33 protein-coding genes and 1 riboswitch are annotated in these 25,783 nt (G+C 45.4%); of the genes, 11 read left to right on the top strand and 22 right to left on the bottom strand.

Annotated elements, in window-relative coordinates; genetic code table 11:
• Nucleotides 1-237: 237 nt before the first annotated feature.
• The 3 genes from CHL76_RS10190 (at nt 238) to CHL76_RS17465 (ending at nt 1,928) form a co-directional block, all read left to right on the top strand.
• Complete coding sequence (locus CHL76_RS10190; protein WP_094908482.1) at nt 238-1,116, top strand: dimethylarginine dimethylaminohydrolase family protein; 879 nt, start codon at nt 238-240, stop codon at nt 1,114-1,116.
• 2 nt (nt 1,117-1,118) lie between these two features.
• A complete protein-coding gene (locus CHL76_RS10185; protein ID WP_094908502.1) occupies nt 1,119-1,403 on the top strand; it encodes a 4a-hydroxytetrahydrobiopterin dehydratase in 285 nt (94 codons plus the stop codon).
• A 297-nt stretch (nt 1,404-1,700) separates the two neighbouring features.
• On the top strand, nt 1,701-1,928 hold the full coding sequence (locus CHL76_RS17465) for an EAL domain-containing protein (protein WP_079475862.1): 228 nt from the start codon (nt 1,701-1,703) through the stop codon (nt 1,926-1,928).
• A 183-nt stretch (nt 1,929-2,111) separates the two neighbouring features.
• Here CHL76_RS17465 and CHL76_RS10175 read toward each other — a convergent pair whose 3' ends face one another.
• Nucleotides 2,112-2,555 (bottom strand): DUF2188 domain-containing protein, encoded by a 444-nt coding sequence (locus CHL76_RS10175; protein WP_094908481.1) that lies wholly within the window; start codon nt 2,553-2,555, stop codon nt 2,112-2,114.
• Nucleotides 2,556-2,821: 266 nt separating this feature from the next.
• Here CHL76_RS10175 and CHL76_RS10170 point away from each other — a divergent pair, with 266 nt between their 5' ends.
• Nucleotides 2,822-3,277: a DUF948 domain-containing protein gene (locus tag CHL76_RS10170; protein ID WP_079475860.1), complete on the top strand. Its 456-nt coding sequence runs from the start codon at nt 2,822-2,824 to the stop codon at nt 3,275-3,277.
• Nucleotides 3,270-3,578 (top strand): YtxH domain-containing protein, encoded by a 309-nt coding sequence (locus tag CHL76_RS10165; RefSeq protein ID WP_079475859.1) that lies wholly within the window; start codon nt 3,270-3,272, stop codon nt 3,576-3,578. The genes CHL76_RS10170 and CHL76_RS10165 overlap by 8 nt, the downstream gene beginning before the upstream one ends.
• Nucleotides 3,579-3,596: 18 nt before the next feature.
• On the opposite strand, the gene CHL76_RS10160 is transcribed toward CHL76_RS10165, so the two are convergent.
• The 7 genes from CHL76_RS10160 to CHL76_RS10130 all read right to left on the bottom strand — a co-directional run bounded on the left by CHL76_RS10160 (nt 3,597) and on the right by CHL76_RS10130 (nt 8,940).
• Nucleotides 3,597-5,321, bottom strand: a complete 1,725-nt coding sequence (locus tag CHL76_RS10160) for a pyruvate oxidase (RefSeq protein WP_094908480.1) — start codon at nt 5,319-5,321, stop codon at nt 3,597-3,599.
• A gap of 135 nt (nt 5,322-5,456) precedes the next feature.
• Nucleotides 5,457-5,948 (bottom strand): preQ(1) synthase, encoded by a 492-nt coding sequence (queF, locus tag CHL76_RS10155; RefSeq protein WP_079475857.1) that lies wholly within the window; start codon nt 5,946-5,948, stop codon nt 5,457-5,459.
• Nucleotides 5,949-5,961: 13 nt separating this feature from the next.
• Entirely contained in the window at nt 5,962-6,681 is a 720-nt protein-coding gene (queE, locus tag CHL76_RS10150) for a 7-carboxy-7-deazaguanine synthase QueE (protein WP_079475856.1), read from the bottom strand.
• Nucleotides 6,682-7,122, bottom strand: coding sequence for a 6-carboxytetrahydropterin synthase QueD (gene queD, locus CHL76_RS10145; protein WP_079475855.1), 441 nt, complete (start codon nt 7,120-7,122; stop codon nt 6,682-6,684).
• On the bottom strand, nt 7,119-7,790 hold the full coding sequence (gene queC, locus CHL76_RS10140) for a 7-cyano-7-deazaguanine synthase QueC (RefSeq protein WP_079475854.1): 672 nt from the start codon (nt 7,788-7,790) through the stop codon (nt 7,119-7,121). Before queC ends, queD begins: the two co-directional genes overlap by 4 nt.
• A 170-nt stretch (nt 7,791-7,960) precedes the next feature.
• The gene (gene dcd / locus CHL76_RS10135; RefSeq protein ID WP_094908501.1) at nt 7,961-8,497 is read right to left on the bottom strand and encodes a dCTP deaminase; all 537 of its coding nucleotides are present in this window, start codon (nt 8,495-8,497) and stop codon (nt 7,961-7,963) included.
• Between the two features lie 149 nt (nt 8,498-8,646).
• Nucleotides 8,647-8,940 carry an IDEAL domain-containing protein gene (locus CHL76_RS10130; RefSeq protein ID WP_079475852.1) on the bottom strand — a complete coding sequence of 98 codons (294 nt, stop codon included), beginning with the start codon at nt 8,938-8,940 and terminating at the stop codon, nt 8,647-8,649.
• Between the two features lie 344 nt (nt 8,941-9,284).
• Between CHL76_RS10130 and CHL76_RS10125 the strand changes: the two genes are divergently transcribed.
• Nucleotides 9,285-9,677, top strand: a complete 393-nt coding sequence (locus tag CHL76_RS10125) for a hypothetical protein (protein WP_094908479.1) — start codon at nt 9,285-9,287, stop codon at nt 9,675-9,677.
• Nucleotides 9,678-9,755: 78 nt separating this feature from the next.
• Nucleotides 9,756-10,409 (top strand): potassium channel family protein, encoded by a 654-nt coding sequence (locus CHL76_RS10120; protein WP_079475850.1) that lies wholly within the window; start codon nt 9,756-9,758, stop codon nt 10,407-10,409.
• 124 nt (nt 10,410-10,533) lie between these two features.
• Here CHL76_RS10120 and CHL76_RS10115 read toward each other — a convergent pair whose 3' ends face one another.
• Together CHL76_RS10115 and mgtE are read right to left on the bottom strand one after the other, a co-directional pair.
• Nucleotides 10,534-11,007: an RrF2 family transcriptional regulator gene (locus CHL76_RS10115; RefSeq protein ID WP_079475849.1), complete on the bottom strand. Its 474-nt coding sequence runs from the start codon at nt 11,005-11,007 to the stop codon at nt 10,534-10,536.
• Nucleotides 11,008-11,140: 133 nt separating this feature from the next.
• Nucleotides 11,141-12,499, bottom strand: a complete 1,359-nt coding sequence (gene mgtE / locus CHL76_RS10110; RefSeq protein ID WP_079475848.1) for a magnesium transporter — start codon at nt 12,497-12,499, stop codon at nt 11,141-11,143.
• A gap of 139 nt (nt 12,500-12,638) precedes the next feature.
• Nucleotides 12,639-12,806: riboswitch (M-box (ykoK) riboswitch) on the bottom strand.
• Nucleotides 12,807-13,066: 260 nt separating this feature from the next.
• Here mgtE and CHL76_RS10105 point away from each other — a divergent pair.
• Entirely contained in the window at nt 13,067-13,837 is a 771-nt protein-coding gene (locus CHL76_RS10105) for an LCP family protein (RefSeq protein WP_158219147.1), read from the top strand.
• A gap of 17 nt (nt 13,838-13,854) precedes the next feature.
• Here the strand turns inward: CHL76_RS10105 and CHL76_RS10100 are convergent, their stop codons facing one another.
• On the bottom strand, nt 13,855-14,463 hold the full coding sequence (locus CHL76_RS10100; protein ID WP_079475846.1) for a CPBP family glutamic-type intramembrane protease: 609 nt from the start codon (nt 14,461-14,463) through the stop codon (nt 13,855-13,857).
• A gap of 67 nt (nt 14,464-14,530) precedes the next feature.
• Entirely contained in the window at nt 14,531-15,169 is a 639-nt protein-coding gene (locus tag CHL76_RS10095) for an SDR family oxidoreductase (RefSeq protein WP_079475845.1), read from the bottom strand.
• A gap of 120 nt (nt 15,170-15,289) precedes the next feature.
• On the opposite strand from CHL76_RS10095, the gene CHL76_RS10090 reads away from it, so the two are divergent.
• Genes CHL76_RS10090 through CHL76_RS17195 form a run of 3 tightly spaced genes read left to right on the top strand, consistent with a single transcriptional unit; the run spans nt 15,290 to nt 16,010 of the window.
• Nucleotides 15,290-15,508 (top strand): DUF1659 domain-containing protein, encoded by a 219-nt coding sequence (locus CHL76_RS10090; RefSeq protein ID WP_079475844.1) that lies wholly within the window; start codon nt 15,290-15,292, stop codon nt 15,506-15,508.
• 37 nt (nt 15,509-15,545) lie between these two features.
• Nucleotides 15,546-15,767: a DUF2922 domain-containing protein gene (locus tag CHL76_RS10085; RefSeq protein WP_079475843.1), complete on the top strand. Its 222-nt coding sequence runs from the start codon at nt 15,546-15,548 to the stop codon at nt 15,765-15,767.
• A 54-nt stretch (nt 15,768-15,821) separates the two neighbouring features.
• Nucleotides 15,822-16,010: a hypothetical protein gene (locus tag CHL76_RS17195; protein WP_079475842.1), complete on the top strand. Its 189-nt coding sequence runs from the start codon at nt 15,822-15,824 to the stop codon at nt 16,008-16,010.
• A 29-nt stretch (nt 16,011-16,039) separates the two neighbouring features.
• Here the strand turns inward: CHL76_RS17195 and CHL76_RS10075 are convergent, their stop codons facing one another.
• The 10 genes from CHL76_RS10075 to rpmA form a co-directional block, all read right to left on the bottom strand.
• On the bottom strand, nt 16,040-17,221 hold the full coding sequence (locus tag CHL76_RS10075; RefSeq protein WP_079475841.1) for an FtsW/RodA/SpoVE family cell cycle protein: 1,182 nt from the start codon (nt 17,219-17,221) through the stop codon (nt 16,040-16,042).
• A gap of 181 nt (nt 17,222-17,402) precedes the next feature.
• Nucleotides 17,403-17,855: a chemotaxis protein CheW gene (locus CHL76_RS10070; RefSeq protein WP_094908477.1), complete on the bottom strand. Its 453-nt coding sequence runs from the start codon at nt 17,853-17,855 to the stop codon at nt 17,403-17,405.
• 15 nt (nt 17,856-17,870) lie between these two features.
• Nucleotides 17,871-19,841 (bottom strand): chemotaxis protein CheA, encoded by a 1,971-nt coding sequence (locus CHL76_RS10065; protein WP_094908476.1) that lies wholly within the window; start codon nt 19,839-19,841, stop codon nt 17,871-17,873.
• Nucleotides 19,842-20,046: 205 nt separating this feature from the next.
• Nucleotides 20,047-20,703, bottom strand: a complete 657-nt coding sequence (phoU, locus tag CHL76_RS10060) for a phosphate signaling complex protein PhoU (protein WP_158219146.1) — start codon at nt 20,701-20,703, stop codon at nt 20,047-20,049.
• A 22-nt stretch (nt 20,704-20,725) separates the two neighbouring features.
• Nucleotides 20,726-21,541: a phosphate ABC transporter ATP-binding protein PstB gene (gene pstB / locus CHL76_RS10055; RefSeq protein WP_079475837.1), complete on the bottom strand. Its 816-nt coding sequence runs from the start codon at nt 21,539-21,541 to the stop codon at nt 20,726-20,728.
• A gap of 28 nt (nt 21,542-21,569) precedes the next feature.
• On the bottom strand, nt 21,570-22,469 hold the full coding sequence (gene pstA, locus CHL76_RS10050; protein ID WP_079475836.1) for a phosphate ABC transporter permease PstA: 900 nt from the start codon (nt 22,467-22,469) through the stop codon (nt 21,570-21,572).
• Entirely contained in the window at nt 22,470-23,408 is a 939-nt protein-coding gene (gene pstC / locus CHL76_RS10045; protein WP_094908475.1) for a phosphate ABC transporter permease subunit PstC, read from the bottom strand.
• A 90-nt stretch (nt 23,409-23,498) separates the two neighbouring features.
• Entirely contained in the window at nt 23,499-24,503 is a 1,005-nt protein-coding gene (locus tag CHL76_RS10040; RefSeq protein WP_233133331.1) for a PstS family phosphate ABC transporter substrate-binding protein, read from the bottom strand.
• A 182-nt stretch (nt 24,504-24,685) separates the two neighbouring features.
• Entirely contained in the window at nt 24,686-25,426 is a 741-nt protein-coding gene (locus tag CHL76_RS10035) for an MBL fold metallo-hydrolase (protein WP_094908474.1), read from the bottom strand.
• A gap of 68 nt (nt 25,427-25,494) precedes the next feature.
• The gene (rpmA, locus tag CHL76_RS10030; RefSeq protein WP_022793178.1) at nt 25,495-25,779 is read right to left on the bottom strand and encodes a 50S ribosomal protein L27; all 285 of its coding nucleotides are present in this window, start codon (nt 25,777-25,779) and stop codon (nt 25,495-25,497) included.
• Between the last annotated feature and the right edge of the window lie 4 nt (nt 25,780-25,783).

The raw sequence follows: 25,783 nt of genomic DNA, 5'->3' as shown, positions 1-25,783 counted from the left end.
CGCGCCTCTCTTTCTGTAAACAACCAGCGGCTGATTCCCGCCCCCGCTGACAATCTATCTCGAAAACCCTTGATATGTAAGGATTTTTCATAATTATACTACCCTTCATTTTATTCCTTTTGTCAATTCTTCTCAACAATTTTTTTAAAACTTTTCTTTCCTTCCTGTTAAGCGTACATAAACCCAGCCATTTTGTCTGATATAATAGATGCTTAAAGAGAAAAGGAGTGGGTTCTGTTGACCAACACTGTAACTACATATGTTAGAGATGAATATTCTGTTTTAGCGGATGTTATCATGTGCGAACCCAGGCATATGGCCATTAAAGAAGTAATAAATGAAATGCAGAAGCAGCATGCTTCCGCCAATATCAATATAGAAAAAGCAATACTTCAGCATAACCAGCTCTCGGCTGTCATTCAGGAATTCGGGGCTTCTGTGCATTTTCTCCCTGCTTCCGCTTTTCTGCCCGAGCAGGTTTTCACCCGGGACATCGGATTTGTTATTGATGAGAAATTGATCGTATCAAATATGGGCGCCTCTATCCGTTTAGAAGAAACCAAAGCACTCGCAGACTGGTATGAGCGTCGTTACGGCTCGTGCTTCTATTTAAAAAAAGGCACCATCGAAGGCGGGGATGTTATGCTTTCAGATGATCTTCTTTTTATCGGCCAGAGCTCCCGAACGTCTGGCGAAGGACTTGAAGAACTCCAGCAAATGTGCCCCCATAAGCAGATTATACCGCTCCATTTCGACCATCGCCATCTCCACCTGGACTGTATTTTTAATATTGTGGCCAGTGCTACTGCTATTGTTTATGAACCTGCGTTTGAAGCAGACAGCCTGGCAGCAGTCAAACAACGTTTTAATATAATCTCTGTACCAGACGAAGAGCAGGCCCGGCTTGGCACCAATGTATTCTCCCTGGGCCGCCGCCACATTATATCGCTGCCGGAAAACATGCATGTTAACAAACAATTAAGGGAATACGGATTTATAGTTCATGAAGTGCCCTACGATGAAATCATCAAATCCGGGGGCTCTTTCAGATGTACTACTCTCCCCTTGCGGCGGGTAGAAAAAATTATTAATAAAGAAAGGAACGTGGAACAATGATCATGTCTGCAGAAGAGATTCAAAATGAGCTTAGCAATCTGCCCAACTGGAATAACGACGAAGACAGGGCCATTGTGCGTGAATATAAATTCTCCAATTATCTAGACGGCATTGAGTTTGTTAAAGAGGTCGCGGCACATGCAGAAAATGTTCAGCACCACCCAAAAATTACCGTGGACCACACCAATGTAACTATTTCTTTTACTACTGTAGATCAGGGCGGCGTCACCGAAAAGGATTTTAACGCAGCTAAAGAAGTAGAACGACTTGCTGAAGATGTCCAATAGCGCTTAAATTCTTTTCTATATAATTCGTCTAAAAACAGCTGCCGAAGCTTTGAATCGGCAGCTGCTTTATTTTGCGAGGCTAAAGTCACTATTTACATGTATCTTTATACAGACTTTTATGCCTTTACATATGTAACAGAGATACTTATATTAATAATTTGTCTTAAATACAGATTCAATCGCTTGAGTATATTATGGACTCCCTGGATGCCGGGCTGGCAGAAATTTGCTTTCCGCCCCGTCTTGTCCAAGTTGAAATTACAGAGGATAATATCTATTACGATCCCCAAATGACCATTGATTTTTATTAACCGCCTCCAGCAGCGCGGAGTCAAAGTTGCGCTTAACGACTTTAGTGCGGGAAGTTCGCCGCTGCATTCCCTGCAGGATCTTCCTATTGACTTGGTAAACCTTGACCGCAGTTTTATCCTCCATATTCCTTCTGCTAATTTTGATATAACACTTCTAACCGGCATTTACCGTCTTAGAAGAGCTCGGGCTCGACGTTGTTACGGAGGGGGCTGAAAATGCCGAACAGCTGGAGTTTGTACAGCAGTACAGCACCTCTTCCTATGTCCGGGGATATTACTTCAGCCGTCCGGTACCAAAAGCAAAACTAATGGCTTTTATGCAGGAAAACAACAAAAAAATTCTTCATTTACCCATTAACAGGGGCAGCTGCCTTTTATGCATCTGCCCCTGTTTCAATTAATAAGAATGCTTTTTTTCTACTGTGCCATCTTTTTTATAAATGACGGCTTCCGTGCCTTTCTTTTCTGCCACTTCTTTTGCACGTTCGATAGCGTATGATTTGTTGTCGTAGACAATATCCGGTTTTTTCGCACTTTTCGCCCGGACAGCCCAGCCATCTTCATGCGGCTCCACCAGCTCGGCTTTTTCCATCAGCTCCGGGTCAGAACTGCTTTCCCCGTCGTCACGGGATTTAGGATCTTCTTCTTCCATGAATTCGGTTACTTCTTCTTTAGAAGCATTATTGTACCATTCTTTTGCCTGTTCGGTCGCTATTGGAATGGCCCGTCCTTCATCGTAGCCATCATCGAGCATGGAATTGGCTATATCAATTGCTTTTTTCTTCACAGGCTTGTCTAAATTCTTTAAGGATGAAGGGTAATCATTCATCGTCCAGGGCATGTTCTTTCCTCCTTGTTTTTTGAGTTACCTTTCTTTTCCCTCATGGGTTTTAAATAAAAACCAGCTTTTTTCTTTTAGAGGAGAGCAGAGCTTTAATTTTTTAGGATAATTTGTATGAGAAACTGTTTAGGGCACTGAAAAGCAGGGTACGAGAGAACTAGACATTATTATATAATCCACATGCCCTGGTGCTCTGCCATAAATCATGGTACCATTTATTAGGCTGTAGGATTAATCGCATTTATTGTAAGGAGGAATGGTGAATTATGGATATGATCGGTGGCATAGCTTTACTTATCATTGCGGTAGCTTTTGCAGTATTAGTTATTTTCTTAGCCCGCGTTTTAAGTAACCTCACTAAAACATTGAACGGGGTGAACGAAACAGTAGACAAGCTGCCTGACCAGCTTGACCAGGTAATGAATCAATCGGAGCTGATTTTACATAACAGCAACGAGACGATTCTGGATGTGAATGAAAAGCTCCATTCGTTGAGCCCGCTGTTTTATATTGTTGGAGATGCCGGGGAAGCTTCCAGAAAGCTCAGTTCAAGCCTTGTTGATATGACAGCAGGCATGAAGCGAAGCTCCACTGAAGGTAAAGGTAAAGTGAACGAGCAGGCTCTTGGCGGCCTTTACGGCACTCTTGCTTTAGGATACTACATGTACCAGAAGCGCCAGGCTATCAAGGACTGGAAAGAGGAGAATACAGGAAATGCATAAAAAAAGCCTATGGTCGGGAGTTGCTGCCGGATATGCTGTTTCGGTGCTTGCCAGTCTGCTCACTGCTCCGAAAAGCGGAAAAGAATACCGCCGCAAAGTATCTTCCGGAGCAGGAACCGTACAGCAGACACCCGCCCGGGTGAAAGGAAAAGCGAACGCCCGGGCCGAAAAGCTGTATGAATCCGGAAAAGTCCGGTACGAACTGCTGCACGGTAAACTCGATAATATCCGCCTGGAAGCCCGTATCAAAGGTGCATCAAGTATGCAGCACCAATCAATGCAAAAACCAGCTGATGAATAAAATCAGCTGGTTTTTCTTTTATTTTTTTATCCGTTTCCACCCTTTTTTCAAAGGCGGCAGAGAAAGCTCCCCGCGTTCAAATATGTTTTTTATAATAAACTCACTGTAATGCACTGCCTGCTGGTACGAAATTCTTCCCGGAAGCGGAGGCTGCATGTCCACTACGCAATCAATGACTACCGGCTTGGTGGCAAGCACAGCTTTTTGCAAAGCCTCATGCAGCTCCATTTTTGATCTTACTCTGTAGCCTTCACCACCGCACGCCTTGGCAAATTCCGCAAAATTAATATCACTGATATCTGTTTCCGTATCCAAGTGACCCATCTGCTGTTGCTCGTACTCAATCATTCCAATTTTTTCATTGTTAAATATGACACATATCATTGGAAGCCTGTACTTCACGGCAGTGGCAAAATCCTGCATGCCCATTGCGAAGCCCCCGTCCCCGGCAAGCATAACGGTCTGCCTTTCCGGCCAGGCCGCCTTAGCGGCGATTGCACCCGGAAGACCGCAGCCCATCGTAGCCATCCATCCAGAAATGACGAAATCCTGTTTTTTCAGCTTCAAATAACGAGTCGCCCATACGGTGACATTTCCAACATCTACAGACACTACCGCATTTTCCTCCAAAAACTGCTGCACTTCGTGAATTACCTGTGGCGGCTGCAGCGTGTCTGTTTCCTCGGTCATATCTTTTTCAAGCTCCTCCCACCACTCCTTCCTCTTTTCTTTATATTTTTTCATAAAGGCGGAAGCTTCCCGGCGTTCGAGGTTTTCCGTGTACCACTTCAGAGCCATACCAAGGTCAGAAACTAAACCAACCGTCACAGGATAGTATTTCCCTATCACTCTTGGGTCAATATCGATCTGAATCGCTTTCGTGTTTTTCGGCATAAAATCGCGATAAGGAAAGGATGTTCCCGCCAATATCAGCAAATCCGCTTCCTGAACCGCTTCGTAGGACGGCGTTGTGCCAATCTGTCCGTTCTGTCCCAGGCTGTGCTCGTGCTCGTCAGGGACGACACTCTTTGCAAGCAGGGTGGATACCACCGGGGCCTGTATATGTTCAGCAAATGAAAGCAGTTCACTGACGCTTTCCCTAGCTCCCTTCCCGGCTAGAATTACCGGCCTCTGCGCCTCGTGCAGCAGTCGGGCGGCTTCCACCATATCTTCCTTCTGCGGCCAGATCTGCGGCCTGGCAAACGCACTGGAGGACATAGGGACTTCGCGCTTAATTTCTGCCGTGGAGATGTCGTCCGGGATAACGAGCACGGACACACCCTTCTCTGTATATGCAGTACGAATCGCCTGGTGCAGCATATCCGGAAGCTGCTCGGCGCTTTGTACACGCTCGTTAAACACACTGACATCAGCAAACATTTGGTTCAGCTGGATTTCCTGAAAATTGTCTGTGCCTATGATCGAAGATTCCACCTGGCCGACCAAAGCAAGCACCGGCACTTTATCTCTTTTCGCGTCATACAAGCCGTTCAATAAATGAACACCACCGGGGCCGGCAATGGAAGAGCAAACTCCCAGCCTTCCTGTGAGCTTCGCATAAGCTGCGGCGGCAAGAGCCCCGGTCTCTTCATGACGGATCTGGATGTATTCCAGGCCGTCTTTCTCCTTTCTCAGCTCTTCCATGAGCTCATTAATGGAATCCCCGGGCATTCCGTACAGATGGCTTACTCCCCATTCTTTAAGTATTTCCACCACTTTATTTCCTGCTGTTTGATTGCCCATCGCACCCGTTCCTCCTGTTTTCACGAATTTTCACAATTCTTTACTTCTCTACCCCTCTTCTTATTTACTTCAAACCTCCTGGCGTTTGTTTTTTCCTGTCACTACTGAAAAAGCCTCTCCCATATTGGGAAAGGCTTAGCGGTTGTCTATCGGCTCAGGGTATAAATCATGCTGAAACAGCCGGTTTTCTGCAAGCTGTTCGTATTTGCTCCCCGCCCTGCCGTAGTTTACAAACGGGTCAATCGAAATACCGCCACGCGGAGTGAATTTGCCCCAGATCTCCAAATAACGAGGGTTCATTAAATGGACCAGATCGTTCACAATCGTATTTATGGAATCTTCATGGAAGCCTCCGTGGTTTCGAAAGCTGAACAAATACAACTTCAGCGATTTGCTTTCCACCATTTTTTCATCCGGAATATAGCTGATATACAGCGTGCCAAAATCTGGCTGTCCGGTTTTTGGACAGAGCGTGGTGAATTCCGGACAGTTAAATTTTACGAAATAGTCCCGATATGGGTGCGTATTTTCAAATGTTTCCAGCAGAGAAGGGTCGTACTCAAATGTATACGATGTTTTTTCACTGCCCAGCTGGTCTAATTGTTCAATGTCTTCTCTTTCCGGCATGCTTTTTTCCTCCTTATACTCCCTGTTTGTTTCCCCAGAGCAGTGTATGCAGCTGCGGCAGGACCCGCACTCCATTTAAACGCTCTTCCTGCAGCACTTTTTCTGTAAGCCATTCGTATTTCGCAAGCAGGTGATCTCTTAATTTCTCCACCTGCGGCGTTGCGGTGTCGTCATTTCCCACCTGCAGATACATTGTTACGTCAGGATAACGCTCATGCACGTCTATCGCATATTTCAAATCGTTTTCATCAAAAACGACGACCTTCAGGCTGAGGGCTTTATCCCTACGCGGCTGCAGTTCTTCCATATAACGGTCCAGCCTGGGCCAGTCCGTTTTCATCAGCGAACTCGGCGGCTTCGGAGAAACTGTTACTTCGTCAATTTCCTTTACCCATTCGTTCCAGATAGACCCCTGCGTCTCAATCGCCGTCTCAATTCCATGCTGCTGCAAAAGCTCCACAAGATCTCCGAGCCCGGGGTGCATGGCTGGATTGCCTCCAGAGATGGTGACGTGATTAAAGGCTTCTCCTCCGGTTTCTTTTAATTTATCATAAATGGCTTCTGCACTCATCGCTGCTGCTTTTTGCGATCCGTCCCACGTAAAGGCGGAATCACACCAGGAGCACCGGTAGTCACAGCCGCCAGTGCGAACAAACATCGTTTTCCGTCCGATAACCATGCCTTCCCCCTGAATTGTCGGTCCGAATATTTCCAGTACCGGTGTTGCTTTCATTTAGGAAAAGTCCCCCTCTTTGGGCCGAAACACAGCATAGCTTGTCGGAGTCTCCCTGACGAGCACCTGCAGGCATTTCGGTTTATTGGACGTTTCATCGAGCTTCTGCTGGACTGTTTTCCAGATCACCTGGGCCACCACCTCTGTCGTCGGATAAGCGGCTTCAGTTTCTTCACTGGCAAACTCTGGATGGTCGTTCAGCATCGTATGGTCGTAGCGCTTATGGATCCATTTTTTTAATACAGTAAAATCAATTAAAAATCCGTTCTGGTTCAATTCATCACCGGCCACCGTCACATTGATCGTATAAGTGTGCCCATGCACCCGGCGGCACTTCCCCGCTTCTTCAGACGGGATATAGTGCGCCGCACTTAAATGCATATCTTTATTTAATTCATACCGGTAGTTGTGCGGCCACTGTGGGTAATACGAATAGATCATAATCCTTCCCTTTCTTTTTGTTCCAAGTATTGCTCATACCCGGCACGACGCAGATTACAGGCTGGGCATTCCCCGCACCCGTCTCCTGGTATGCCGTGATAGCAGGTGAGCGTTTCATCTTTTATATATTTAAGCCTACCGAGACGGTCGGCAAGCTCCCAGGTCTCTTTTTTATCGAGCCACATTAACGGTGTATGCAGCACAAACTCTTTGCCTATCGCCAGGTTTAACGATACATTCAGTGATTTCACAAACACATCCCGGCAGTCCGGGTATCCGCTGTAATCGGTCTCGCATACACCTGTAACGATATGTTTTGCCTTTTTCTGCGAGGCAAGAATCGTTGCAAAAGAAAAGAATAACAGGTTCCGGCCTTCTACAAATGTAGAAGGAAGCTCTCCGTCTTCCCCTGCCTCCACTTCAATATCATCCCGTGTTAATGCATTCGGCGCCAGCTGACTTAAAAGTCCCATATCCAGCACATGATGCTCAATATTAATATCCTCAGCAATCCGCTTTGCTACTTCTATCTCTTCATCGTGCCGCTGTCCATAAGAAAAAGTTACGGCAATAACTTCTTCAAATTGCTCTAATGCCCAGAACAAACAGGTCGTGCTGTCCTGGCCTCCACTAAAGACAACGACCGCCTTTTCATTTTGAAAACCCAATTGTTATTCCTTCTTTCCACCAAGACATTTCACAGCGTTCCTATTATAACATCTTTTTGCGTACGTGCCTCTGCTCACGCTTACCTCGAAAAAACCCGTGAACAGTAAAGGTCACGAGTCTTTTGAATCGTTATTTTTCATTTCACGTATGTACGTTTCTGACTATAATGTTATTCATTTTCCTGGTCTAAAAAAGCGTGGCTTCCCATCGCATTCCGCTGTCCCTGGTATTTACCTGTATAAGGCACTCCTGCTTTTTGGTCCATTTCAGCAAATACGAGCTGGGCGAGCCGTCTTCCGGACGTTAAACGAATGGGAAGGCGATTGGCGTTGTAAAGCTCGAGTGTAATCTCTCCTTCAAATCCTGGATCTACCCATCCAGCATTTTGAATAAAGAGCCCCATTCGCCCGATCGAGCTTCTCCCCTCCACAAAAGCTGTAATATGCTGGGGGAGCCTGATATATTCTTTTGTAGTCGCAAGCAGAAACGAATGCGGAGGTATAATCACCTGGTCGCTTTCAAATTCTACATATTTGGCGGGCTGGTCCAGCTGAATCGACTCAATAGCGTTTTCGTCGATTTTTAAAAAGTGCGTGCCCAGACGAATGTCTACCGATGCCGGCTGGATTTGATGGTCTTCTAACGGATCGATACTGAGAGCGCCCTGACCCATCATCGAGCGGATTGTTTGGTCGGAAAGTATCACCAGCTCTGCCTCCTTCGCATTTCTTTCTTTCCCAGTATAAAGAACAATGAAGAAAAACGCCAACACCGCAAAGCAAGGGGAAATTTTTCTTTTTATTATTTCACAAAAAAGCACCCTCCAGGCGGAGCCAGAAGGGTGTTAATGCCGTGTTATACAAATTCGAGTTCCAGCTTGTATCCTTGTTCAAACAATACTTTTCCGTCCTTGTATTCATCCATCAATTCTTTATAGGCCTCTGTCCATTCGTTAAAAGCCTTCTTGTCATGCATATCCAGGGAGTCATCAATTTTGCGCAGAAGCCGCTCTCTGTTAAATTCAAACACAGCGTACTCCATCATCATTTGAGCATATAGAGATTGAAGAATCTGCCTTGAAGGTCTTCTTCCATTCTGAATTGGCTTTACTTTTTTCATAAAATGCTGTTCATGAGTTGGATGTAACATATTCGTCGAACCCCCTGTTCTTATTGCAGCGCCCGCTGGGCACTGATCTTTTTTAAAGCGGGCGACGCGCGCATGGCCTCCCAATGCCTCTCTATTGATTGCCAATAATTTGTGTGTACTGCACTATACCCACCTTTAATGCCAATAAAACTAATCGTCTGACAACTTCATGGAAAATAAAAACGAATTGTATCCGCTTACATAATCCCATTATAGACCATTATTCATAAAAATTCGAGTTATACAATTGAAAAAATTATTGTACAGCCAAAAAATTTCATTGAAAAAAGGGAACACACATTCGTATAATGAATATAACTACGTATCGGAAGGAGGGGGCAGGAATGGTTGTTACAGAAAAGGAGCATATTGTTATCCACTATGCTGTTCTACTCCCGATTGTAAAGAAAGTACTGGCGCTTGACACCGAGGCGCTTAAATCTTCTGGTTTTCGCCTGCAGGAGCCCTATGAGCGCTTGTTTCACCAGGCTTTCGATGCTCTTCAGCACGACCTCTGCCAACTTCGCCTTTACATGAATAGAAAGAACATACACATTACCTTTGATCGAAACGATGATATCTTTACGCATTACGTGTATTATCTTGACGGCGGCTCGGGCCGCACCTCCCATTTAAATGCCAATTTAAAAAAACAGACAGAGCGCTGTCTACATCTTTATTTTGCCGGCCGCTCCGCTTTAACCAATGACGAAGTGCTGCATCCGGCTTCCGTTTGACAAATCAGGCCTGCGGCGGTACATTAACGATACAATCTCAGGAAGAAAACCCGCAGTTTCGCAAAAGGAGAAAGCCGTGTGAAAAAACAATTTGCCATTATCGGACTCGGCCGGTTCGGTGTCAGCGTCAGTACAGAATTGTATAAGCTTGGACATGACGTACTGGCCATTGATAATAATGAAGAAAAACTCGATGATATTACTAATCATTCTACTTACAGCGCCGTCGCTGACGGCACAGATGAAAAAGAATTAAGAAACCTGGGCATTACAAACTTTGACCATGTCATCGTTGCTATTGGTGATGATCTTCAGGCAAGTATTTTGTGCACTCTTTTATTGAAGGAAATGGACATTCCCTCGGTTTGGGTAAAGGCGCAGAATTTTCACCACCATAAAGTTCTCGATAAAATCGGAGCAGATAAAATCATCCATCCGGAGCATGATATGGGTAACCGTATTGCCCAGCACCTCGTTTCTGACCGGGTGATTGACTATATTGAACTTTCAGCAGAATATTCTATTATAGAAATTACCGCTCCAGCATCTATGCATAAAAAAACGCTGGCCCAGCTCGATATTCGTGCTAAATACGGCGTCACCGTTCTAGGCATCCGCCGAGGCAAAGATGTTAATATCTCTCCGACGGCCCAGGACCGTCTCTACAGAGAAGATATACTCATTGCCATCGGACATAATAATGATCTCCGGCGGTTTGAAGAGACCAACTAACCTTTTGACCATACAAAGAAGCAGCAGTACCCGTATCAACGGGGCTGCTGCTTTATTATGTATAATTAATTCCTGGATGATTAACGAAGTCACCGTGACCGGGGCAAGCACGATGATACTTTTTCTAAGAAAAAGAAATCGGCGGCTGATTCTTTGCCGTGGAAGCTGCAAACAGACCATGAAGCATTTCCTTATTCACTGTGATATCTTTAACCGTGTACTTATCAAGCACTGCTAAATAAGCTTTCAGAGCCTCTCCCAAAACACCCTGGAGCCGGCATCTTCCTGCTAAAATACATTGATTCGTTTCCGGATCAAAGCATTCCACCAGCGTCAGGTTATCTTCTGTCTGCCTTACAAGCCAGCCAACGTTAATTTCTTCCGGTTCTTTAGCTAAACGAATTCCTCCATTCCGCCCTTTCACCGTATGAATAACGCCAAGCTTCGACAACTCATGCCCGACTTTTGTTAGATGGTTGTATGAAATAGAGTATGCTGTCGATATTTGTTTAATGCTGTGCAGGGACTCGTCTTCATCATGAGCAGCCAAATACATTACCATCCGTAATGCATAATCCGTATAGGTTGTTAACTGCAAAGCCCTCGCTCCTTTTCATCCAGGATAGTGTTAGTTTATCACACCCCGTAAATGTTAATCTAATTAACTGCCCACAAAAAAGAAGAGACAGCGTCTCCTCTTTTTTGTGTGGTTTTTGCAGAAAAATGGAGCCTCAAATGCTCTGAATGAGCGATGATGCCACCGTAAAATAAATAAGCAGACTGATAATATCAGTGAGCGTTGTAATGAATGGGCCTGAAGCAATGGCCGGGTCCAGTTTCAGCTTGTTAATCACAAGCGGTACAAGTGTCCCGATAACACTGGCGACTCCAAGCGAAATCATAATGGAAAAACCGACAATAACTCCTATCAGAGGCTCCCCGTAAAAAAGATACAATAAGATCGTAATTACAATACCAGAGGCAACCCCAATCATAATCCCCGTGGAAAACTCCCGGCTTATAGTCCGCCACAGCCCTTTTCGCTCAATATTTCCAGTTGCAAGCGCCCGCACGGATACAGCAAGCGATTGTGTACCTGTGTTTCCCGCTGACCCCATAATCATTGGGATAAAAGCCGCAAGCAGAACGACGCTTTCAAGTGTGCTTTCAAACCAACCGATCACCTGGGCTGTAAACAGCCCTAAAAACATCAGTAGAATAATCCAGGGTGCCCGGAGCCTAGCTGCTTTAAAAGCGTTAACACTTACATCCGTAGAGCCACGGGAACCTGAGATTTCTCCGATGTCCTCGGACGCTTCTTCTGCAAGCACATCGAGTGCGTCATCTACCGTTACGATTCCCACAAGCCGGCCTTCATTATCAATAACAGGCGTAGCTAGAAAATCATATTTTTGTATCAGCTGGGCGACCTCTTCCTGGTCATCCTCTACGTGAACGGAAACGACCCGGCTGCTCATTACTTCGGCCACGGTGCGGTCTGAATCCGCTACAATCAAATCACGGATCGATGCAACCCCGGCAAGTTTATCCTGTGCATCAACTACATACAGATAATAGATCATTTCTGCATCCGGCCCTTCCCGCCGAAGATGCTCGATTACTGCCTCAATCGTGTCCGCTGCTTTGATAGAGACAAATTCTTTTGTCATGATGGCCCCGGCTGTTTTATCTTCGTAGGCCAGCAGTTCCCGTACGTCGTTGGCGCCCTCTTGATCCATTGCCTGCAGAATATGAGTCATCTGCCTTGGCTCGAGCTCTCCTAAAAAGTCAGCAACATCATCTGCATACATATTATTGTACACTTCGGCAGCGTACTGATCGTTCAACTGCAATGCTACTTCTTTTTGTACTTCAGGTTCAAAGCTGTCAAACACTTCGGCAAATTCTTCCGGAGACAAAAATTCGTAGACGACCGCCCGCTCTTCATCAAGCTCCAAAAAGACTTCTGCCTGGTCCGCAGGATGCAGATCCAGAAATAATTCCCGAAACGTTTCCATGCGCTCCTGCTGCAATGATTCTGCTATCAGCCCCACGAATTCTTCCCGTGCTTGTTCATTTAATTTCTCCATCCTTTTCCTCCTCTCCAGGCCGAAACAGGCAACCGCGGTTATTCTTTCTGCCGACTGCTCTCTTTCCACTGTTTCAAACAAAAAACGCCTTCCACCGTTGGGAAGACGTGCATAATCAGCCAATCACCATATATGCCCGTTCTGTTCCCCTTCGTCGAGCTTTAGCACTGCACAGCGTAGGAATGTATCATCCAGCTTCATTAAAAAACACCTTAATTCGATGAATTCTGTTGACCCATTGGCGTCTTTAGACATTTTTGGGCAGAAGCTTCTATCTATGCAGGAGCCTCACCTAACGAGATTATAACTAGCAGTAACGTTGAATATAACGCTGCTCTCTCTTTTTGTCAACGCAGGGAGCATTCTTTTCCACTGAACATATTCCCTTTCCTGTCGATATAAAAAGAGAGATTTTGACTTTTAAAGACAGGACGTCCAATGATGCGAAACGTATATTTGTTTTTTATAATCACATTCCTATTCACATGCTTCTTATCCCTCGGCGGCCTTTTTTACTATTATTACACTATAACTGCTGGACAAAAAGAGAAAATAACAACGGAGCCCTTGCACGAAGAAGCTTCTACAATTTCTGGCCCGCAGACCATTCTGGTGGCAGGCACAGACAAAGAAGAAACAGCCTCCCGCGCAGATGTCATTATGATTGTCTCTATTCATCCTGATAATGAATCCACTCTGTTATTTAACATTCCAAGAGATACTAAAGTTTACATTCCGGGCAGGGAAGGCACGGATAAAATAAATCATGCCTACAGTTATGGAGGAATGCCTTTATTGAAAAAAACATCTGAAGAATTTCTGGACACCTCCATTGATTTTACAGTCGAAGCAGATATGGAGGGTTTTCGGGAAATTGTCGATGCGTACGGCGGGGTCACCGTCCAAAATGACTTAACCTTTACTAAAGATGAAGGAAAGCCTTTTACTTATACAGAGGGAGAGCTTCATTTAAATGGGGATCAGGCCCTCTATTATGTCCGTATGCGTAAGCAGGATCCAAAAGGGGATTTGGGAAGAAACATTCGTCAACAGCAGGTGCTCGAAGCACTGCTTGAAAAAGCAAAAAGCCCGGCTACTCTGCAAAAAGCGGAAGAACTGCTTTACGCCCTCGGTGACCACATACAAACGGATATGACGTTCCAGGATATCCGCAGCTTTTCTTATCACTACACCCCTGCCCTCTCCCGGATCCAGACGACTGAAATCCAGGGCAGCGCTGCTGAGCAAAACGGTGTAAGCTATTATCTTGTTTCTTCCGAAGAACAAATGAAAACGCAGCTTCGCCTTGAACGGCACCAAACAGGTAACAGCTATTAATTCTTCCAGCCACTAGCTTAGGAGTTTGGTTTCTCCCTGGCCTCACTTCGTTTCCAAATCAGAAAAGAGACCGCGTTGTATCCTGCATGGGCAGCCGCAGCCCCCCACAGCGTTCCCTGCCATAAAAGCAGGCCGCCAAGCAGGAGCCCCAGGACAAAAATCCAGGCGTGGATCAGCTGTTGGCCGGCATATTGCGGCACGTGCACCAGCATAAAAATAAAAGCGGAAACACCTAACGCAAGAAAATCCGGCAGTATAAGCACCAGTGTGCCAAGCACCGCTGCCCGAAACAACATTTCTTCTGATACCGCTGCTCCTGCTGTCACAGCCCAAAAGCTTCCACGGCGGCGAATCAGCTCCTTTAAGAGATCAGTATATGTATTGTCCGGCACGGCAAACCATTGTTTTTCGTGTGCCCACCAGGCGAAAAATCCCGCCGCTATTCCTGTGCAGAGCCCGGTAAAGCTATCGGAAACAGCTGAATTGAAAGGAAATAAACCGCTTATATATCTCAAAGCCTCCCCCTGAAATACAGCAGCAACAACGCCAACACCAACTGCAAACAGCAGCAAAAAATTCAACCATAGAGCACGGCCGGAGATCCGGGACCCTGAACTATTCATCATAGCTGCTTCCTCCTGTGATTGTTATATAAAAACAGCCGGCGAGCTTAGCCGGCTGTTTATCTGTTTCTTATAGTTCGTTGAGTGCTGCAATAATTTCTTTATCGCCACTGATTAAATCAAATTTCTTGCGGATAGTGCCCGGCGTATCCAGAGAAGCTGCGATTACTTTCGCTACATCCGCACGTGGAATTTCGCCCTTTTCATTTAGTTTTTGCTTTAACTCTACTGTGCCGCTAGGATCATCGTTTGTAAGCATCCCCGGCCGTACAATAGTATAATCAAGACCGCTTTCTTCAAGGTAGTCATCCGCCACTCGTTTAGCAATAAAGTAATGGCGCATTTTTTCCGGGCCGTTCTCTGGTTCGTCTGTATTCATTGAACTTACCTGGATGAAGCGTTTCACTCCGTGGGCTTTGGCTGCTTCTACGGACTTTCTCGAACCCCACAAGTCGATAATGGTAGTTTTATCAGGGCCAGTATGCCCGCCTGAACCCGCTGCGAAGACAGCTGCATCCTTACCGGCAAATGCGTCGGAGATATCCCCTTCCAAATCACGGACTGCTGTCTCGTCCGCGCCCAGGCTCTTCAGCTCTTCAGATTGTTCTTCCTTTCTAATTAACGCCGTCACATGGTGCTCCGTTTTTTTCAGTTCCTCCACCAGATGACGTGCAATTTTTCCGTTCGCTCCAATTACCAATACATTCATTGCAAGACCTCCTTCGATTAACATTCCATGGTGATATTCCCATAACCTTCACAAAATAAACACAAGCCTCCCCCCTTTCGCTTCGGACCGTCAATATATACGGTGAAGGAGGTGAGACACATGGCTCAGCTAACAAGAACTAATCTTTCATTTGAGTTTTATCTAGGCCCCGGTGAAGACGGAAGCGGCGAATACAAACGAAAAACATTCCGCAATATAACCCCTGAAATTTCAGATGATGATCTGCAGGAAATTGCGAATGGCATTGCTGCTCTTCAGTCCCACGTCGTACAAAGCCTCGAGCGCAACAACGAGTACAGTATGCAGGTCCCGGTGTAAAAGCCCGGAATAATTTTAACCGCAGGAGGTGAAAATGATGAGCAAGCAATTACAGCTTCGTTTTGAAAGCGATTATGGCAAAGCTACTACCCTTTCCATTGAGGATCCAGCAGAACCTGTTGATGAAACAGCAGTAGAAGCATTAATGGATAGCATTATTGCTAAGGAAGCCTTTTTCACAAGTGATGGCATTGTTACTAAAAAAGTGTATGCAAGAGTCGTGGAACGAAATGTGAACACTGTCTGGGAAACCAATTAACCCGCTTCCCTCAGCCTCTCGGGCTGGGGGATTCTTTATAAAGGAGGATTTTTCGTGGAGGAATGGATAAAGTTAGCCGGAGACCAGGGAGCCGCTGTAATGCTAGCCTTTTTTCTCGTTTACCGGATGGAGCGTAAACTGGATACACTTATCTGGACCGTGCAGAGGCAGAATGAACAGCTCTTTTCCTTTTCCGGGAGACCCGGGGCACTAAAGAATTCTACACACGCCAAAAAACCATAAACAAAAGCCAGCCGTGATCCGGCTGGCTTTTATTGATTTTTGTGATGAGCGAAAAAGTAATTTTTTGAATGATAGCGTACGCTCATTACAATTCCTAAAATAAACATTGTCCCGACAAGCGAGCTTCCTCCGTAGCTGAGAAGCGGCAGCGTAAAGCCAGTAACAGGCAGAAGGCCAAGGCTTTGACCAATATTTTGAAATATCTGGAAAGCAAACAGCCCAATCACGCCTGCGCAGATGTACTTGCCATAAGCGTTATGTGAACGCATGCTAATCAAAAGGATCTGGTACAGTAGCACAAAATAAAGGGTAATAACCATCGCGCCGCCCAGAAAGCCATGCACTGAACCAATAACTGCAAAGATAAAGTCCGTATGGGCTTCCGGAATATAAACCTGGGTTCCGTCATTGCCAAACAACCTTCCAGAGCCGATAGCCGTCAGTGCTCTTGCTGTTTGAAAACCAGCATCCTGATTTTCAAACGGATTCAGCCACCCCTGAATTCTGCTTACCTGGTAAGGGTCCATATTAGAAAATACAAACCGCTCCATCAAATTGGGAAACTGAAAAAATGAAACGACAAATCCAAGTATTGCTAAAAGCGGCCCTCCGATAGCTACTACCAATATTTTATAGGAAATGCCTGAAACGACTAAGAGAGAAACGAAAATAGCACCTACGAGCATGACGCTCCCCATATCCGGCTGCGTCGCCAAAAGCAGAACCACCGGAAGTGTCGGCAAAAACATTTTCCCTATAAGTATAAAGTCAGAGCGCATATTTTTGCTTCCACTGTACTCTGTATGGTGATTGTAAATAATAGCGCTGAGCGTCAAAATCAGGAAAATCCTCATGAATTCCGCTGGTTGAAACTGGCCGAGGCCCGGTATGATATACCATGATTTCGCTCCATTGATTACCGGGGCGATACTTGAGGGAGCGACCAGCAGCCCTGCCAAAAGAGCCAGCCCCACAGCGTATAAAAACCAGTGCAGTACCAAGTAATACTCAAAATCAAAATGTAGAACTACCATCATAATCGCAAAAGCCAGCACGAAAAAAATAATCTGCTGAATCATAAAATTACCTTCATACTGTTCAAGCTGCTGTGCCTGAAAAATGTAGAAACAGCTGACTACTGAAAATAAAAACAATACGAACATCATATTGATATCATACTGTTTTTCTTCGGTCGATTGATGTAAACTCATGGAAGCATGTCCCCATTATATAAAATTTCGGACGCACGGCGTCGCTGTTAACATCATACCTTGTTCTACCTGCGGCGTACAGTCCTGTGAATATTTTTACCGTTCTCCTTCTTCGGTTTTTGCGCTTCCCTATAAGAAACAGGGCTGTTTTCCTCATCGTAAAGGAGAACAGCCCTTTGAATCAAACAGACGCCGTATCCAACGACTCGGCTACTGCATAGACATTTAATAGAGTGAACACGCGGTTTTCTTTCTTAACTACATTCTTTAAATACATTTGTTCTTCTTTCGACATTGCCTGAGGCGGCGCTCCGATTTCACTTTCAAATATATCCATCACGTCGTTAGCCGCGTCCACAATAAGGCCAGCATGGTTGCCTTCAAGAGCTAAAATTAAAATTCTCGTTTCTTCCGTATATGAGACTTCTTCGTAGGAAAGCTTTTTTCGAAGATCAATGATTGGAATGATAACACCCCGTAAATTAATTACCCCGCGTACGCTTTTTTCTGCATTCGGTATACGAGTGAAATTCTGCATTCGTTCGATCGACTGGACATAACTTACTTCAACCCCGTATTCTTCGGCCTCCAGCCGGAATATAATGACTTTTTTCACGGCGTTTTCTTCTGTCATACTATCTTTTCCTCCTTACAATAGAGCATTCGTATCTACAATTAATGCTACATTGCCATCACCAAGGATCGTTGCTCCGGATATGGCGCGCACGTCCCTGAGGTAATGGCCAAGCGATTTCAGTACGACATCCTGCTGGCCAATAAAGCTGTCGACGACCAGGGCGGCCATTTTTTCCCCTTTATGAACCACTACTACAGAATAATTTTCCCGATCCCACTCCCGTGCCACTGGAACTTCAAACACATCCTCCAAAAACATCACCGGGATAATGTTTCCGCGAAAATCAATCATTTTCCGCTTGTGCACATAAAATATGCTGTCGCTCTTAATACTTGCCGTTTCTACAATCGAAGTCAGCGGCAGCCCGTAATGCTCTTGTCCTACATCCACAAGCATTACATCAATAATTGAAAGAGTCAGCGGCAGCTGAATACTGAACTTCGTCCCCTTCCCTTTCTCGGAATGCACACTGATTACACCGCCGAGCGACTCAAACGTGTTTTTCACAACATCCAGGCCTACACCGCGCCCCGATAAATCAGTCACTTTATCGACAGTGCTGAATCCTGCTGAAAAAATAAACTGATGAATATCGTAATCCGTCAGGGCGTCCGCATCTTCTGCAGCTATTACTTCGTTTTCCACTGCTTTTTTCAATACACGCTCCCGGTCAATCCCGCCGCCATCATCCTCAATTTCAATATACACATGATTCCCGCTGTGATAGGCACGAAGCTCTACGTGTCCCTCTTCCGGCTTGCCGTTCTGCCTTCTTTTTTCGGGCATCTCAATTCCATGGTCGATCGAATTTCGTATAAGGTGAACGAGTGGGTCCCCGATTTCATCAATAATAGAACGATCGAGTTCTGTTTCTGCCCCGATGACTTCAAGTTCAATCTGCTTGCCAAGGTCTCTAGACAGGCTCCGCACCATTTTCGGAAAACGGCTGAACACTTGGTCTACCGGCACCATTCGCATATGTAAAATAATTTCCTGCAGGCTTCCGGTCGTCCGGGACATTCTTTCGACTGTCTCTGTCAACTCACTGCTTCGTATTTCTTCGGATATACGCTCGAGGCGCCCGCGGTCAATAACCAGCTCTTCAAAGAGGTTCATCAGCTTATCCAGCCGGTCGATGTTAACCCGGATCGTTTTGTTGGTATCAGCACGCTTCCGTTCTGGAGCACTGGTTTCTTTCTCAACTGGAACCGTTGGCTTTTCGGAACTTTCCCGGTTCTCCGTTTTACTCCCTAGTTCAATTTCCTCTGCCAGCACTTCTCCAATTTCGGAAATAGAAGCTATCCGGCTGACCACTTCTTCTTTTGCAGCGGCGGTCACTACTGCTACAGTAAATTCGTTATCAAACCGTTCTGCTTCAATATCTGAAGCTTCCGGCACAGATTTAATAACATAGCCGTCTGCTTCAAGAGCTTCAAACACCATATAGGCACGTGCTGCTTTTAGCATGGCATGCTCCTCAAGTACGACTTGAATTGTATATGCCTGCATTCCGCTATCCACCGACTGGGCGATTACTGCCTGGTCGTATTCGTTCCAATCCATGGCAACACTCTTTGTTTTTTCTGTTTTCAAAGCTGTCTCAGATTGAGTGCTTTTGCCAAGAAGCTTTGCCGTAATGGCCTGTATATCTTTTTTTCCATCGCCACCCGAAGCGATATTTTCTACAATTTCTTCAGCTATATCTGCTGCTTCAAGCAATACATCCATCGTTTCTGCATCTGCAAGCCTTGTTTTTTCACGCATTTGGTCAAGAACATTTTCGAGGGCGTGCGTCACATTCGTCAAATCATCGTACCCCATTGTCCCGGCCATGCCTTTCATCGTGTGGGCTGAACGAAAAATTTCCCCGATAATCGTTTCATCCTCCGGTTGCTTTTCAAGTTCCAACAAGTGGACGTTAATCGCCTGAATGTGCTCCTGGCTTTCTTCAATAAACATATCCAAATATTCTGTATGGCTCATGCCCGTACCTCCGCCTTTTGAACTCAATACTAATCAATGGTGAGCTGTAACATCATCTTCTCTTTTTATATCGACAGCCCGGAGCAGGTATTTGAGATAAGAGCAGAGTAAAATTTTTCTTTCAGGGATTCGGGCGGCCTTGCGGCTTCAGGAAAGCATAAAAGCCCCCGCTATATGTGACGGAGGCTTCTTCATGCTTTTCATGTTAATTTAAATCAAAATGTTGGCCATTCACTTCATAAACCACCCACTCTGCCAGGTTGGTTGTATGATCCGCAAACCGCTCGATATAGCGGCCGATAAAAGATAGCTGGGTAATATCTTCCAGCAGTACTTCATCGGCTTTCTGCCGAAGCTGCTTCTGTATAAATGATTTGTATTTACTGTCCACATGATCATCTAAAGAAGCAACACGTTGGGCGTGCATCAATTCCTGATTCTCATATGCCTCCATGGCCTGGTCAAACATTTGCTTGGCAATTTCCGCCATATCAGTTAACTGGTCAGTATCATTCCGGCTTCTATTTTCACTTAATCTGGCTGAGCCTTTGGCAATATCTACTGCAATATCCCCCATTCGTTCAAGATCACCAGCCATTTTTAAAGCCACAATGCATCTTCGAAGATCGGTAGCCACCGGCTGCTGCTTGGCAATGGTCAGCATTGCAGCATCCATGATTTTCAGCTCCATGGAATTGATGTTTTTATCGTCTGCAACAATATTTTGGGTAAGTGATTGATTGTCATTGATTTTTAGGGCGAGCAGGGATTGCTCGAAAGCATACTTCACGTATTTTCCCATAGCGAGTACCTCTTGTTTTAAATACGTCAAATCCTGCTCGTACGACTTTCGAACGCCCATTATATAACCTCTTTCTTCCGGATCAGCCGAATCTGCCGGAAATATAATCTTCGGTTTCCTTTTTTTCCGGTGAGGAAAAGATTTTATCTGTTTGATCATGTTCTACAATGACGCCATTTAAGAAGAAAGCTGTACTGTCCGAAATCCGGGCGGCCTGCTGCATATTATGGGTAACAATAACAATCGTGTAGTCTTTTTTAAGCTCCTGGACCAGTTCTTCTATTTTCAGCGTGGAAATCGGGTCCAATGCTGAGGTAGGCTCATCCATTAAAATAATATCAGGCTCGATCGCGAGGCAGCGGGCGATACATAGACGCTGCTGCTGGCCGCCGGAAAGGCCGAAAGCATTTTCTTTCAGCCGGTCCTTCGTCTCATCCCAGATGGCTGCTTTTTTTAAGCTTCTTTCTACGATTTCATCAAGCGTTTTTTTATCTTTAATGCCATGAATTTTCGGGCCATACGTGACGTTGTCGTAGATTGATTTTGGAAACGGGTTCGGGTTTTGAAACACCATACCTACCTTAGTCCGTAAATATTCTACACTAAAATTCTTTGCAAAAATCTCATTTTCCCGATATTTGATAGAGCCGTTTGTTTTCACAATCGGGTTCATTTCGGTCATTCGGTTTAATGTTTTAATAAATGTCGATTTTCCACAGCCTGAAGGACCAATAATAGCTGTCACAGATTTTTCCGGGATTTTCATTGAAATGTCCTGCAGCGCATGGTTATCAGCGTACCAAAGATTCAACTGCTCAACATTGTAGGCAAGCGGTGCTTTTTCCTCGGCATTAATACTATTATCCTCTACTGAACGGTTTTCATGCTTGGTTTGCATCTGGCTACCCCTTTCTTTGTGCCTTTTATTAAAAGCGCTTCTGGAATTTACTTCTGATAAATACAGCAATCGAGTTCATAACCAAAAGCATCAACAGTAAAATAATGATCCCAGCTGCTGCAATATCCTGAAATTCCTGCTGTGGCCGGCCGGTCCAGTTATATATCTGAACCGGCATTGCTGTGAAATTCGAAAATAGGTTTGAAGGGGTGGAAGCGACGTATGTTAACGCACCAAGCACCAGGATAGGAGCTGTTTCACCGATCGCCCGGGATAAAGCTAGAATGGTACCTGTTAACACCCCCGGCAAAGCTGTAGGCACAACAATTCTAAAGATTGTCTGCCATTTTGTTGCCCCCATCGCATAGGAGGCATGCTTAACATCTGTCGGCACTGCGCTGATAGCCTCTCTAGAAGCCACAACGATAATCGGAAGCACAAGCAGGGAGAGCGTCAGTCCCCCAGCAATGACACTTGCTCCCATGCCCATGAGACGGTTAAATATTGTAAGCCCCAGCAGGCCGAATACAACAGACGGGACACCAGCAAGATTCGAAATGTTGGTTTGAAGCAAGTTTGTAAATTTGTTTCGAGGTGCGTATTCCTCCAAATAAACAGCAGTACCGACCCCTAAAATAAATGAAACAGGTGCCGTAACCAGCATGAGCCAAATCGTTCCAGCTAAGGCAGCCAGCAGTCCGGCATCTTCAGCGTTTCTTGACGCAAAATTAGTCAAAAGGCCCCAATCAAGGAAGCCTGCTCCCTGGGTGACTATTCGTACCAGTAATATGAGAAGCATTGCTATACTAAAAGCTGTAGCGGTAAAGCATACACCCTTGAAAACTTTATTCCAAATCTGTCTTTTACTTAACTGCGGGGAGTTTTCCTTCTGTACTTCCTGCGGTACTGTCGTATTTGCAAATTTCATTTAGTAATCCTCCCGGAATCTGCGGGAAATGTAGTGAGCCAGCAGATTCATAGCCAAAGTAAAGACAAACAACGTCATTCCGACAGCGTAGATACTGTAGTAAATCGGGGTACCAAACCCTGCGTCTCCCTGAGTTGCCTGCACAATGTAGGCAGTCATAGTCTGTACAGCCCCTGTCGGATCGAGTGTCATTGTTGGACTCGCTCCACCGGCCACTGTTACAATCATTGTTTCTCCAATCGCCCGGGATATTCCCAGAACAAAAGAAGCAATAATGCCTGACAAAGCTGCCGGCATAACTACTTTTACGGTCACTTCCATTCGGGTGGCCCCTAAAGCAAAAGCGCCCTGGCGGATCGAATTTGGCACAGAACTCATTGCATCTTCCGAAAGGCTTGCAATCATTGGAATGATCATAACACCAACGATAATTCCGGGACTAAGCGCATTATAAATATCCATCCCTGGTATAATGGATCGTAAAATCGGTGTAACAAACGTAAGAGCAAAAAAGCCATACACAATCGTCGGTATGCCTGCCAATACCTCAAGAACAGGTTTTACTGTTTTACGTACTTTTTCCGATGCGTATTCACTTAAATAAATAGCAGCGCCCAGTCCGAAAGGTACTGCCACAAGCATAGCAATTCCTGCAATCATTAATGTCCCGTTCACCAATGGCCAAATACCATACTGTGGGTCAGAGAAAAATGGATACCATTCCACAGAAGCGAAGAAATCAGCAAACGGCACATTACTGAAAAATGTTATTGTTTCAAATAAAAGAGTAAAAACAATACCGACAGTAGTAAGTACCGATATTAAAGCGCAAATAAAAAAGACAATAGGCATCAGCTTTTCCATGAAACTCGATGAACCCGAACCTTTGGTTCTCTGCTCGATTCGTTCACTGATCGAGAGTTTTGAACGATCTTCCATTTCTGCACATCCCCTTAACAGATAATTCCCTAAGTGCAAGGATAAAAGCAAGGGAGTATATTCTCCCTCGCTTCTCCGTGCCATTTTCTTCTATTGATTAACTACTTCGTCAATCTTTTGGGCATTTTCTTCATACACTTCCTCTGGAGCCGCTACGTATCCTACTTCTTCCGCTAAACTTCCTGCGTTTTCATTCATGAACCGCACATACTCCACAACATCTTCGTTCTGCTGAAGAGATTCATTTTTCACATATGTGAACAACGGGCGCGCAAGTGGGTATGATTGATCGTTAATTGTTTCCTCGCTAGGCTCAATACCTTCATTTCCGTCTTCTTCCGGTACGATTGGAACTGCTTTTAAGGAATCCTGATTTTCTGCATAGTACGCATAACCGAAGAAGCCGATAGCGTTCTGGCTGCCTGCGACACCGTTCACCAGTACGTTATCATCCTCGGAAAGCTGTGCTTCACGGTTAATGTCTCCTTCTTCAAGCACTGCTTCACTGAAATAATCGTACGTGCCGGAATCCGTGCCTGGCGCGTAGATATCAATTGGCTCCTCTGGCCAGCTATCACGAATGTCAGACCAGTTCTGTGCATCACTTCCATCTGCAAAGATTTGTGATAATTCTTCAAATGTTAAATTGTCCACGAAGTCATTTTCCGTATTTACAGCTACGGTGATGCCGTCGTAAGCCAATTCCAACTCGGTATATTCAATACCCGCTTCTTCCAGCGCCTCTTCTTCTTCCTGCTCAATAGGACGCGAAGCGTTACTTAAATCTGTTTCGCCAGCAATAAAGCGTTCAAATCCTCCCCCGGAACCCGAAACCCCTACAGGAGCTTCGATATCCCCGTGCTCCTGCTGAAACTCTTCGGATACTGCCTCCATAATCGGAAAAACCGTAGAGGAGCCGTCAATAGCAATATCCCCAGAGCCTCCGCCTTCCTGGCCAGCACTTTCTTCTCCGCTGCCTTCACTGCCGGAACTCTCTTCCGAACCCCCGGGCTCTTCTCCCCCGCCGCCACATGCGGATGCAAATACTGCCAGCGTAGCGAATGTTGGAATCATCCATACTTTTTTAAAGTTCAAACCAACTTCCTCCTCTTTATTTATGTAGTCAAGGCAAAGCAACTCTTTTGCTCCCAGTTCTTAGTATAGGACTTAATTATTAAGAGAAAGTAGCTGAACTGTTAAGAATTTGTAAAGGTAAAAATGCTTCCGCTTTCATTTAAACGCAAAAAAATCATTCCCCGGGAGAAATGATTTCTGCTTCATTCGATAGTTAACTTGAGGCCCGTTGCTGCAAGCTCTACGGGACCTGAAAATATATTTTCTGCTTCTTTCTTTAACTGTATGTGCTCTCCGAAATGAGGAAGATGAGTCAATATTAATTTTCCTGCTTCAGCTTTTTCAGCTAGTTTTGCTGCTTCTTCGGAATTCATATGTCCGGCAAATGACCCATCCTGCCCGGCATAAAAACTCGACTCTGCTATAAGTATATCCACCCCGGCAGCTGCCTGCGCAATTTCGGGTATATATGAAGTGTCCGCGGTAAAAAACAGGCTTCCGGAAGCCGTTTCAATCCGAAAACCAAAGCAGGGCACAGCGTGTTTTACAGCCACAGGAGTAATAGTAAACGGCCCAGCTACAAACGGATCCTCCGCCCGGTATTCTGTCGGCTGTACTACTTCTTTATAAAACAGGCGCTGAAAGCCTTCTTCATCCTGCCGGTGCGCATAAACCGGCACCTGATGATGCTTTTCCGGCCAGAGTATAGGTTCAAGCAGGCGATAATACTGAAAAGCTCCAAAATCACCTACATGATCCTGGTGGTAGTGGGAAAGCAGTACAGCATCAATTCCGCTAAGCTCTGTATAATGCTGCAGCTGGGAAACCACCCCGCTTCCGCAGTCAAGCAACAGCTGAAACCCTTCTTCTTCAAGCAGGTAACCGGAAGCTGCTTCCCCCGCCTCCGGAAACGCATGCCAAAAGCCTATAATCGTTATTTGCATTTCCCCCGCTCCCTTCAAATAAAAAAATCCGTTTAAACAGAAAATATCTGTTTAAACGGATACAAACGTTACGCTTCTTTTGCATAAACGCTCACGCGTTTACGTTTTTTCCCGACACGCTCAAATTTCACAACGCCGTCGATTTTGGAGAAAAGAGTATCATCTCCACCTTTACCGACGTTGTTGCCAGGGAAAATTTTCGAACCGCGCTGGCGGACGAGGATAGAACCACCGGTTACGTGCTGGCCATCGGCGCGTTTGGTGCCCAAACGCTTGGAAATGGAGTCACGACCGTTTTTTGTACTACCTACCCCTTTTTTCTGAGCAAAGAACTGCAGGTCTAATTTCAACATCAAC

The sequence above is a fragment of the Marinococcus halophilus genome (genome assembly GCF_002265875.1).
Taxonomy (GTDB): domain Bacteria; phylum Bacillota; class Bacilli; order Bacillales; family Marinococcaceae; genus Marinococcus; species Marinococcus halophilus.
The sequence above is the reverse complement of the archived record's forward strand: the minus strand, read 5'-3'. Positions and strand labels throughout refer to the sequence as shown.

Bases quoted from the DNA above. Each gene is read 5' to 3' on its own strand.
- CHL76_RS10185 (WP_094908502.1), top strand. From the start codon at position 1,119: ATGTCTGCAGAAGAGATTCAAAATGAGCTTAGCAATCTGCCCAACTGG.
- CHL76_RS10175 (WP_094908481.1), bottom strand. From the start codon at position 2,555: ATGCCCTGGACGATGAATGATTACCCTTCATCCTTAAAGAATTTAGAC.
- CHL76_RS10170 (WP_079475860.1), top strand. From the start codon at position 2,822: ATGGATATGATCGGTGGCATAGCTTTACTTATCATTGCGGTAGCTTTT.
- CHL76_RS10165 (WP_079475859.1), top strand. From the start codon at position 3,270: ATGCATAAAAAAAGCCTATGGTCGGGAGTTGCTGCCGGATATGCTGTT.
- CHL76_RS10160 (WP_094908480.1), bottom strand. From the start codon at position 5,321: ATGGGCAATCAAACAGCAGGAAATAAAGTGGTGGAAATACTTAAAGAA.
- queF (WP_079475857.1), bottom strand. From the start codon at position 5,948: ATGCCGGAAAGAGAAGACATTGAACAATTAGACCAGCTGGGCAGTGAA.
- queE (WP_079475856.1), bottom strand. From the start codon at position 6,681: ATGAAAGCAACACCGGTACTGGAAATATTCGGACCGACAATTCAGGGG.
- queD (WP_079475855.1), bottom strand. From the start codon at position 7,122: ATGATCTATTCGTATTACCCACAGTGGCCGCACAACTACCGGTATGAA.
- CHL76_RS10130 (WP_079475852.1), bottom strand. From the start codon at position 8,940: ATGTTACATCCAACTCATGAACAGCATTTTATGAAAAAAGTAAAGCCA.
- CHL76_RS10125 (WP_094908479.1), top strand. From the start codon at position 9,285: ATGGTTGTTACAGAAAAGGAGCATATTGTTATCCACTATGCTGTTCTA.
- mgtE (WP_079475848.1), bottom strand. From the start codon at position 12,499: ATGGAGAAATTAAATGAACAAGCACGGGAAGAATTCGTGGGGCTGATA.
- CHL76_RS10100 (WP_079475846.1), bottom strand. From the start codon at position 14,463: ATGATGAATAGTTCAGGGTCCCGGATCTCCGGCCGTGCTCTATGGTTG.
- CHL76_RS10095 (WP_079475845.1), bottom strand. From the start codon at position 15,169: ATGAATGTATTGGTAATTGGAGCGAACGGAAAAATTGCACGTCATCTG.
- CHL76_RS10090 (WP_079475844.1), top strand. From the start codon at position 15,290: ATGGCTCAGCTAACAAGAACTAATCTTTCATTTGAGTTTTATCTAGGC.
- CHL76_RS10085 (WP_079475843.1), top strand. From the start codon at position 15,546: ATGAGCAAGCAATTACAGCTTCGTTTTGAAAGCGATTATGGCAAAGCT.
- CHL76_RS10075 (WP_079475841.1), bottom strand. From the start codon at position 17,221: ATGAGTTTACATCAATCGACCGAAGAAAAACAGTATGATATCAATATG.
- CHL76_RS10070 (WP_094908477.1), bottom strand. From the start codon at position 17,855: ATGACAGAAGAAAACGCCGTGAAAAAAGTCATTATATTCCGGCTGGAG.
- CHL76_RS10065 (WP_094908476.1), bottom strand. From the start codon at position 19,841: ATGAGCCATACAGAATATTTGGATATGTTTATTGAAGAAAGCCAGGAG.
- phoU (WP_158219146.1), bottom strand. From the start codon at position 20,703: ATGGGCGTTCGAAAGTCGTACGAGCAGGATTTGACGTATTTAAAACAA.
- pstB (WP_079475837.1), bottom strand. From the start codon at position 21,541: ATGCAAACCAAGCATGAAAACCGTTCAGTAGAGGATAATAGTATTAAT.
- pstA (WP_079475836.1), bottom strand. From the start codon at position 22,469: ATGAAATTTGCAAATACGACAGTACCGCAGGAAGTACAGAAGGAAAAC.
- pstC (WP_094908475.1), bottom strand. From the start codon at position 23,408: ATGGAAGATCGTTCAAAACTCTCGATCAGTGAACGAATCGAGCAGAGA.
- CHL76_RS10035 (WP_094908474.1), bottom strand. From the start codon at position 25,426: ATGCAAATAACGATTATAGGCTTTTGGCATGCGTTTCCGGAGGCGGGG.
- rpmA (WP_022793178.1), bottom strand. From the start codon at position 25,779: ATGTTGAAATTAGACCTGCAGTTCTTTGCTCAGAAAAAAGGGGTAGGT.